The sequence below is a fragment of the Rhodococcus sp. Ni2 genome (genome assembly GCF_021352185.1).
In the GTDB taxonomy this organism is placed as follows: Bacteria; Actinomycetota; Actinomycetes; order Mycobacteriales; family Mycobacteriaceae; genus Rhodococcus_F; species Rhodococcus_F qingshengii.
Map to the genome: position 1 here is coordinate 683,701 of NZ_WOXZ01000003.1, position 7,833 is coordinate 691,533.

At 61.4% G+C, this 7,833-nt stretch carries 7 protein-coding genes; 4 read left to right on the forward strand and 3 right to left on the reverse strand.

Annotation, left to right across the window (positions count from 1 at the left end):
- Positions 1-35 precede the first annotated feature (35 nt).
- Both GN300_RS29560 and GN300_RS29565 read left to right on the forward strand, forming a co-directional pair.
- On the forward strand, positions 36-3,017 hold the full coding sequence (locus GN300_RS29560; RefSeq protein WP_063316066.1) for an acyl-CoA synthetase: 2,982 nt from the start codon (positions 36-38) through the stop codon (positions 3,015-3,017).
- A gap of 39 nt (positions 3,018-3,056) precedes the next feature.
- Complete coding sequence (locus GN300_RS29565) at positions 3,057-3,263, forward strand: Trm112 family protein (protein WP_003944045.1); 207 nt, start codon at positions 3,057-3,059, stop codon at positions 3,261-3,263.
- Here GN300_RS29565 and GN300_RS29570 read toward each other — a convergent pair.
- The 3 genes from GN300_RS29570 to GN300_RS29580 are packed head-to-tail and all read right to left on the reverse strand — an operon-like array spanning position 3,260 to position 5,360.
- Positions 3,260-3,877, reverse strand: a complete 618-nt coding sequence (locus GN300_RS29570) for a TetR family transcriptional regulator (protein ID WP_003944108.1) — start codon at positions 3,875-3,877, stop codon at positions 3,260-3,262. The two genes, GN300_RS29565 and GN300_RS29570, sit on opposite strands and share 4 nt — an antisense overlap.
- Complete coding sequence (locus GN300_RS29575; protein ID WP_003944033.1) at positions 3,874-4,629, reverse strand: ABC transporter permease; 756 nt, start codon at positions 4,627-4,629, stop codon at positions 3,874-3,876. The genes GN300_RS29570 and GN300_RS29575 overlap by 4 nt, the downstream gene beginning before the upstream one ends.
- Positions 4,626-5,360: an ABC transporter ATP-binding protein gene (locus GN300_RS29580; protein ID WP_063316065.1), complete on the reverse strand. Its 735-nt coding sequence runs from the start codon at positions 5,358-5,360 to the stop codon at positions 4,626-4,628. The genes GN300_RS29575 and GN300_RS29580 overlap by 4 nt, the downstream gene beginning before the upstream one ends.
- Before the next feature lie 86 nt (positions 5,361-5,446).
- Between GN300_RS29580 and GN300_RS29585 the strand changes: the two genes are divergently transcribed.
- Both GN300_RS29585 and tyrS read left to right on the forward strand, forming a co-directional pair.
- Positions 5,447-6,055, forward strand: a complete 609-nt coding sequence (locus tag GN300_RS29585; protein WP_063316064.1) for a DNA-3-methyladenine glycosylase — start codon at positions 5,447-5,449, stop codon at positions 6,053-6,055.
- A gap of 19 nt (positions 6,056-6,074) precedes the next feature.
- Positions 6,075-7,352 (forward strand): tyrosine--tRNA ligase, encoded by a 1,278-nt coding sequence (gene tyrS / locus GN300_RS29590; protein ID WP_007736194.1) that lies wholly within the window; start codon positions 6,075-6,077, stop codon positions 7,350-7,352.
- The last annotated feature ends 481 nt before the right edge of the window (positions 7,353-7,833 follow it).

Genomic DNA, 7,833 nt, shown 5'->3' on the forward strand with positions numbered 1-7,833 from the left:
GACTGACGTCACATGGTGAGTAACTTGGGAGTGAAATGGTGGGATTGAATTCCAAGTCTGTGCTGGGCCCGATTCGTCGGGTGGTTGCGACAGCACAAAACGGCCTCGAGGTCGTCCGGTTGGGTGGGCTGGAAACGGATGCGACCACGTCGCCGTTCGAGATCGTCGAACGCGCAGCGATGTATCGGCTACGGCGCTACTTCCCGGACAGTGACCCGGAAACCGTCGGCGCACCGATCTTGCTGATCCCGCCGATGATGATGTCGGCGAACGTGTACGACGTGACCCGTGACCAGGGCGCTGTGGGAATTCTGCATGAGATGGGCCTTGATCCCTGGGTCGTCGATTTCGGTTCGCCCGACTCCGAAGAGGGCGGTTGGGATCGCAATCTCGCCGATCACATCATCGCTCTCAGCGACATCGTCGATCACATCCACCGTCACACCGGAAAAGATGTTCACATCTCCGGTTATTCGCAGGGTGGCATGTTCGCCTATCAGGCTGCCGCGTATCGGCGTAGTCGAAACATCGCCAGCGTCATCACCTTCGGCAGTCCGGTCGACACACTCGCCGCGCTACCCTTCGGCATCCCGGCGGGATTGGCAACCAAGGGTGCAGATTTCCTCGCCGATCACGTCTTCAATCGCCTGGCGGTCACCGGGTGGATGGCCCGTACCGGGTTCCAGTTGCTCGATCCCGTGAAGACGCTGAAGATGCGCGTCGACTTTCTGCTTCAACTGCACGACCGGGAGGCGTTGCTTCCGCGGGAGCAGCAACGACGCTTCCTCGCGACCGAGGGTTGGGTCGCGTGGTCGGGGCCCGCGGTAGCCGAACTGCTCAAGCAGTTCATCGTGCACAACCGAATGATGACCGGTGGGTTCGTCATCAAGGATCAATTGGTCTCGCTCGCCGAGATCACCTGCCCCATCCTGGCATTCGTCGGCGAGGTCGACGACATCGGCCAGCCGCAAGCGGTTCGAGGCATCAGTCAAGCCGCTCCGCGGGCGAAGGTCTACGAATCTACCTTGCGTGCAGGTCATTTCGGTTTGGTTGTCGGTTCCACCGCGGCCAATCACACCTGGCCGACCACCGGTGAATTCGTGCAGTGGACCGAGACGGGTGGACCCCTCCCGGACCGTATCGCGAACATGGTCTACGGCGCCGACCTCGAAGACCAGACCGGTGTGTCGATCAGCAATCGGATCATCCACACCGTCGCCTCGGTCGCTGAAGTAGGTGCAGGAGTCACCAAGGGAATCAGTGACCTTGCCGCCGGTGCGTTGCGCGGCACTTTCGAATTGTCGGGAGAAGCGGCACGAGCGTTGCCACGTCTGGCTCGACTCAACCAGATTCAGCCGCACACCAAGATCTCGCTGAGCCAGTTGCTGGCGGAGCAGCGTCGAAAGGCGCCGAACGGCGAGTGCTTCCTTTTCGACAATCGCGTGCACACGTATGAAGCGGTCAACGCGCGTATCGACAATGTCGTGCGTGGATTGATCTCCGTGGGAGTGCGTCCGGCAGCGCATGTCGGTGTCCTGATGGAGACCCGCCCCAGCGCACTCGCGGCCATCGCGGCCCTGTCGCGACTTGGTGCCGTCGCGGTCATGCTTCCGCCAGGCTCCGACATCACGGCGGCGGTCAAGCTGGGGTCGGTCGATCGGATCATCACCGATCCGGAAAACGTCGATGCTGCAGTGGTTACCGGTCGGCCGGTACTGGTGCTCGGCGGCGGCGATGCCCGTGGCCTCGAGGTGGATCCGTCACACGACGTGATCGATCTCGAACAAATCGATCCGACGAAGGTCAATCTGCCCGGGTGGTACCGACCGGATCCCGGTGTCGCCCGCGAACTCGCCTTCATCATCTTTGCGGAATCCGGCGGTGTGCTCGAGGCCAAGCAGATCACCAACTACCGGTGGGCACTGTCGGCCTTCGGCACGGCCACTGCGGCAGATCTCGATCGCGGTGACACCGTGTACTGCCTTGCACCACTCCATCATTCGTCGAGTCTGCTCGCGACCATCGGTGGTGCCATGGCCGGTGGCTCACGCATTGCGCTCTCACGTGGACTGAACCCCGCGAGGTTCGTCGAGGAAATCCACCGCTACGGCGTGACGGTCGTGAGTTACACGTGGTCGATGATGCGCGAGATACTCGACGAGGATCTTCTTCTCATCGACGGTATTCATCCGGTCCGCCTGTTCATCGGTTCGGGCATGCCCCATGGTCTGTGGAAGCGGACAACGGAGGCGTTCGACCCCGCGCAGGTACTCGAGTTCTATGCGTCGACCGAAGGCGACGTGATTCTTGCCAATGTTGCAGGCTCCAAAGTTGGTTCCAAGGGGCGCCCACTGCCGGGTAGTGCGCAGGTGCGGTTGGCGGCATACGACCCGCTGAGTGGTCGGCTCCTCGAGAACGGAAACGGATTTGTCCGTGAGTGCGCCGAAGACGAGGTCGGATTGCTGCTCGGGCGCGCGGGATTCACCGCCGATCTCTCGGGCGGAGCCATGCGAGGTCTCTTCCAAGCCGGCGATTCGTGGATTCCCACCGAAAATCTCTTCCGCCGGGACGCCGACGGCGACTACTGGCTGATCGACCACAAGAACACGGTCATTTCCACGCTCCGCGGTCCCGTGTTCACCCAGCCGATCGTCGACGCGTTGTCGAGTGTGGCGCGGGTGGATCTTGCCGTCGCATACGGAGTCGGTGACGCGCCGCATCAGCTGGCGGTCGCTGCCGTGACATGGCGTCCGGGGCGGCAGTTCCGTTCTGCCGAGCTTGCAGAGGCCCTCTCGCGCATCGCTTTCGACGCTCGTCCGGATATCGTGCACGTGGTTGACGAGATCCCGGTGGGTTCGTCGTACCGTCCGAGCTCCACTGCGTTGGCTGCGGCCGGATTGCCGGCGCCGGGGCCACGGACCTGGTTCCTCGATTCCGAGTCGCAGTCGTACAAGCGGCTGACCAAGGCAATCGCCGCGCAGTTGATGCCGACGAGGGTGAGCACCGGAGCACGGTAGCCTGGGGACATTCTGTTTGATCGGTTCGAGAGGACTCACGTGGCTATTGATTCGACGTTGCTCAGCATTTTGGCCTGCCCCCAGGACAAAGGCCCGCTGTTGCTGGTCGGGGACGAGTTGCTCTACAACCCGCGCCTGCGTCGTGCCTACCCGATCGAGAACGGCATTCCCGTTCTGTTGATCGACGAGGCACGCGATGTAGCGGACGACGAGCACGAGAAGTTGCTCGCGCGGGCTGAAGGCTAGATCGGTAATTCACCGGTCAGGTACCGCTGGAGGTTCGGAGCCACCAGCGGTACCAAAGCGTCAACGCTCAATGATGCGAGCGGTTCGAGTCCGAGCACATATCGCGTGACAAGCAGTCCGGCCATCTGAGAGGCCACCAATTCCGCTCTGATCAAGCCGGTACCAGGTGGTGTGTCCACCCGCGGAATGATGTCGCGCAATACGACATCGAGCAGAAAGCTCTGGATCAACTGCGATCCGTCGCCGGAAATGGCTGATCGAAAAGCCGCCAGAATCGCCGGCTGGTGTTCTGATTCCCACAGCCCGATTACTGCTCTGAGTAGATTTTCGCCGAGATTTTCGGTCGGAGAGGAGTGAACCGGTCCCAATACCTGGACTGGATCGATCGGTAGCGCGATCGCAGCGGTGAACAACTGCTCCTTGCTTCCGAAATGATGATGAATCATGGCCGGATCGACGTCAGCGGCCGCAGCTATCGATCGAACAGTTGTTCGTCGAAAACCGTTCTGGGAGAACGCCCGTCGCGCCGAATCGAGGATCTGCGCGCGAGTCTCCGACTTGCCCGGTCGTCGCCCCGAACGAATCGGTACCGGACTCGTGTCCTTGTCGGTCATGGAGTGCGGCGATCGAGTGTGGCCGCGGCCAGCGATAGCGCGGCGGCGGCGAAGCCCGCCATGACGGCGAGATCACGCCACATCTGACCCGTCGCGTCGGCATGCATTGACACTTGCTGAAGTGCGTCGACGGCGTAGCTCAAGGGGAGGACGTTGCTGATCCATTCGAGCCAGGTCGGCAATTGGTCGCGCGGCACCAGGAGTCCGCAGAGGAAGAGCTGTGGAACCACAACTACCGGCATGAATTGCACCGCTTGGAACTCGGTCTTCGCGAATGCGCTGGCCAACAGGCCTAGCGCAACGCCCAGTATTGCGCCGAGAACTGCAATGACGATGACCCAGGCAAGACTGCCGGCGATGGTGAGTCCCAGGAATCCGAAAGCAACCGCGCACGCGAGGGCTGCCTGGGCGGCGGCGGAGAGCGAAAATGCCGCCCCGTATCCGGCGAGAAGGTCGAGTTTGCCCATTGGAGTGGTGAGCAGGCGTTCGAGGGTTCCTGAACTGCGTTCGCGCTGCATGGCGATGGACGTGACCAGGAACATCACCACAAACGGCAAGATTCCCAACATCGTGATCGCCACTCGTTGGAAGAGCGAAACCTGGCCGGGTGGCGTGGGTACGTCTTGGTAGAGGAAATACAGCAAAATCATCAACAACGACGGGACCAACAAGATCATGGCCACCGTGCGATGGTCCTGGCGGAGCTGAAGCAGAATGCGGACGGTCGTTGCACCGAAGATCCTGATGCTCATGATATTTCGCCTCCGACGGGTGAAGTCCGAATCAGCTCGAGAAAGGCGTCCTCGAGCCGTTCACATCTGGTTTTGGCGCGCAATTCATCGGGTGTGAGTTGAGCGAGGAGGTGCCCGTCTCGCATCAGGATCAGCTCAGCGCAGTGGTCGGCCTCATCCATGACGTGGCTGGAGACCAACAGGGTGGTTCCGCTGCGAGCAAGGTCAGCGAATCGTTCCCACAGTTCGACACGAAGCACCGGATCGAGGCCGACGGTCGGTTCGTCGAGGATCAACACATCAGGTGACGCCACCAACGCGCAAGCCAGCGAGACTCGCCCGCGTTGACCACCAGACAGATCGGCGGCGGTCTGGTCGGCGTATCGGCTCAATCCGACGGCGTCGACCGCTGCTGCGACGTCGGCGCCGGACTTGCCGTAAAGAGCGCCGAAGTACTGGACGTTTCGAGTGACCGTCAGGTCGCCGTACACGCTGGGGGATTGGGTGACATATCCGACCCGGTGGCGAAGAGCAACGGAACCGGCGAGATCGCCCAGCACTCTGACCTCACCACTTTCGACGATCTGTGTTCCGACAATCGCGCGCATCAGGGTTGTCTTGCCGCAGCCGGACGGGCCGAGCAGTCCGGTGATCGATCCTGCTGATACCTGCAGGTCAAGCGAGTGAAGAACTTGTTGCTTGCCGCGAATGACTCGTAGTCCGCGGATATCTATTGCCGGCGTTGTGGTCACGGTTCGCCTCGTTTCAATAATTCATCACTTGTTGAATTATGCGACTCGGCCGACCGATGAGTCAACGGCGTGGGCACAATCGAAGGGTGAGCATCGAGACCTTGGAAAATGTGGAGAACCCGTTGGAAGCGGGCCTGACAATTCTCGGCTCGACCCTGACCGTCGACGACATCTCGCTGAGGATCGTCGAGGTCGAGGCGTACGGAGGGGAGAAGGACGGGCCATGGCCGGATCCGGCAGCACATTCGTATCGGGGGAGAACGCCGCGGAACAGCGTGATGTTCGGGCGGGCGGGGCGTCTCTACGTCTACCGCAGCTATGGAATGCACTTTTGTATGAACATCTCGTACGGCCCGGATGGTGTCGCGGGTGGTGTTCTGCTCCGAGCGGCCGAAATCGAGGCCGGTCACGATGTGGTGTCTGCTCGGAGATCGCCGGACCGGCCGTCTCACCAATGGGCCAGAGGGCCGGGTAATCTCGGTGCTTCCGCCGCAATCACGCTGGGGGACAACGGAACAGACGTGTTCGACCCGGCGTCGCGGATTCGGCTCGAATTGGGGGAGTCGAAGGAATGGGTGAGCGGACCGCGGGTGGGTGTCAGCACCGCGGCGGAGGTCCCGTGGCGCCTCTGGATTCCGGACTCCCCGGCGGTGTCCGCGTATCGCCGAAGCCCGCGAGCACCGGCCGTTTCGTGAAGATGGGATGATTGAGTCCGTGACTGAGAATATTCTCGACGAACTGACCTGGCGCGGGCTGATCGCCCAATCAACCGATCTCGACGCTTTGCGTAAAGATCTCGAGGCCGGACCGGTCACGTTGTATGCGGGCTTCGACCCGACCGGACCGAGCCTGCACGCAGGTCACCTGGTTCCGCTCCTCGCGCTCAAGCGGTTTCAGCGCGCCGGCAACCGCCCGATCGTTCTTGCCGGCGGTGCAACGGGCCTGATCGGAGACCCCCGTGACGTCGGGGAACGGACGATGAACTCCGCCGATACCGTCGCGGACTGGGCAGGTCGCATCCGTGGTCAGCTCGAACGATTCGTGGATTTCGACGATTCGCCGACGAGCGCGGTCATCGAGAACAACATGAACTGGACCGGCAAGATGTCGGCCATCGACTTCCTGCGTGATGTCGGCAAACACTTCTCCGTGAACGTCATGCTTGCGCGTGACACCGTGAAGCGTCGTCTCGAGTCGGACGGGATGTCGTACACCGAGTTCAGCTACATGCTGCTCCAGGCCAACGACTACCTGCACCTGCGACGCGACCTCGGCTGCACTCTGCAGGTCGGCGGGTCCGATCAGTGGGGCAACATCATTGCCGGCGTCGAACTCAACCGTCGTGTCGACGGTGAGAGCGTTCATGCAATGACGGTTCCGCTGGTGACCTCGGCCGATGGCAAAAAGTTCGGAAAGTCGACCGGTGGCGGAAGTTTGTGGCTCGACCCCGAGATGACCAGCCCGTACGCCTGGTACCAGTACTTCGTGAACACTGGCGACGCCGACGTGATCAAGTACCTGCGCTGGTTCACCTTCCTGACTGCGGACGAACTCGCGGAGCTGGAGACTGCAACAGCGGAGCGGCCGCATGCGCGAGAAGCGCAGAAGCGACTTGCCGCGGAGATGACGACCTTGGTTCACGGGGAACACAACACCCGTGCTGTCGAGCTCGCCAGTCAGGCGTTGTTCGGCAAGGCGGAGCTGGCGGAACTCGACGAGTCGACGCTAGCCGCGGCGCTGAAAGAAGCATCGGTCAGCGAATTGGCGCCGGGGGAGCCGCGCACGATCATCGATCTGCTCGTGACGAGCGGCTTGTGCGAGAGCAAGGGGGCCGCTCGACGCGCCGTGAAAGAGGGCGGTGCTTCGGTGAACAACCAGAAGGTGTCGGCCGACGACTGGGAGCCCACCGCATCCGATCTGCTTCACGGCAGCTGGTTGGTCGTCCGGCGCGGAAAGCGCAACTTCGCCGGCGTGAGAATCCTTCCAAACTGACGTGTGTGGGGTCACAGTTGTCTAGCGGGGCTCCTGTGGCCGCTGGTGGCCCGCCTCCGGGCGGGCTACCAGCGGATTTAACCTGTCGAACATCTGCGACCTGCACGTTTGACGCTCAGTTTTCATTCGCGTAACTTTGTCCAAGTCAGAGCGACACGGACACCAACCCCGACCGACAGGCCGGGGAAACGCGGTTGGACGAAGTCGGAGACAATCACGCTCAGCGGGAACTTGCTTCCCTGGAGCGAACAAGCTAAGATTGTAACCCTTGCCCCGGAGCTTTCAACCTGGTTGAAGTGATGGTGTGTGCGTGTTCTTTGAGAACTCAACAGTGTGTCGATGAATGTCAGTGCCAAATTTTTTTGGTACTTCACATCCGCGAATGATCAACCGCCTCTTGGGGTTTGGTTGGTTTGTGTGTGGTGTGAGTATTTTTCGTCGGTGATTGTTCATTCTTCCGTCTGAATGGTTGCCGACACAT